This is a genomic window from Kitasatospora sp. NPDC051984, assembly GCF_044593455.1.
Taxonomy (GTDB): Bacteria; Actinomycetota; Actinomycetes; order Streptomycetales; family Streptomycetaceae; genus Kitasatospora.
The window spans coordinates 1-1,076 of the sequence record NZ_JBIUCB010000068.1; the positions used below are offsets into that span (position 1 = coordinate 1).

General features: G+C 74.9%; 1 protein-coding gene. It reads left to right on the forward strand.

Going from position 1 to position 1,076, the window contains the following annotated elements:
- Nucleotides 1-282 precede the first annotated feature (282 nt).
- Nucleotides 283-984, forward strand: a complete 702-nt coding sequence (locus ACIHEI_RS37495) for a VOC family protein (RefSeq protein ID WP_392948161.1) — start codon at nucleotides 283-285, stop codon at nucleotides 982-984.
- Nucleotides 985-1,076 lie beyond the last annotated feature (92 nt).

Sequence of the window (1,076 nt, forward strand, 5' to 3'; positions counted from 1 at the left end):
GATCTTGCCGGGCGCGCGACGCCGGATCATCCCGCCTGGAAGCACCGGCAAAACATCCAAGTACACCCAGTACGAGGACGTTTCGCCGGCACTCCCAGCCGGGCGCCCGACGCCGCGCGCTGATCCGACAAGATCCGGAAGAGAGGGCCTAGGCTGGGTCGCGGGTCCGGCCGGGCGGCCGGGGCGGCGGCGAAGGGAGCCCGAGGGATGGTGGCGGAGCGAACGGCCACGGTGCGCTGTGTGCCCGCGGTGCCGTGCTGGGCGGGCCTGACGGTCCGTGACATGGGTGCCGCGCAGCGGTTCTACGGGCCGTTGCTGGGTTGGGAGTTCGTCCCCGGCCCGGACCGCTGGGGCCCGTACGTGCGCGCCGCCGTCGACGGCGTCGAGGTCGCCGGGCTCAGCCAGTTGGACGCTGCGTGGGAGCGCCCGGTCGCCTGGACCACCTACTTCGGCATCGAGAGCGCCGACCGCGCCGCCGACGGCGTCCGCGAGCGTGGCGGCACGCTGGCCGTCGGCCCGCTGGCGTTCGACGCGGGCCGGGTGGCGCTGGCCGCCGACCCGTTCGGCGCGCCCTTCGGTATCTGGGAGGGCGAGCCCGGCGAGGACAAGATCTGGATGACCGCCCCCGGCGCGCCCGCCTGGATCGAGCTGCGCACCGTCGACCCGTTCGCTGCCGCGCTGTTCTACGGCGAGGTGTTCCGCTGGGACGGCCGCGACCCGGCCGAGTTCGAGGTCCGCTACGAGGACGAACGCGTGGTGCTGCTCTCCGAGGGACACAGCGTGGCCGCGCTCCGGCTCGCCCACGACCTCGCCCCGCACTGGGAGGTGTTCTTCTCGGTCGCCGACACCGACGCCACCGCCCACCGCGCCACCGCCCTCGGCGGCCGCGTCCTCGACGGCCCGGCCGACTCCCCGTACGGGCGCGTCGCCCGCCTCGCCGACCCCGAGGGCGGCCGGTTCTCGATCCAGGCCGGGCCCCGCTAGTGCCGCGGCAGGCAACTTTTGCCCGTCAAGGAGCGGCCCGAGGCGCCCGGCTGGGCGTGCCGCCGAAGCGCCCTCGTACTGGGTGTACTTGG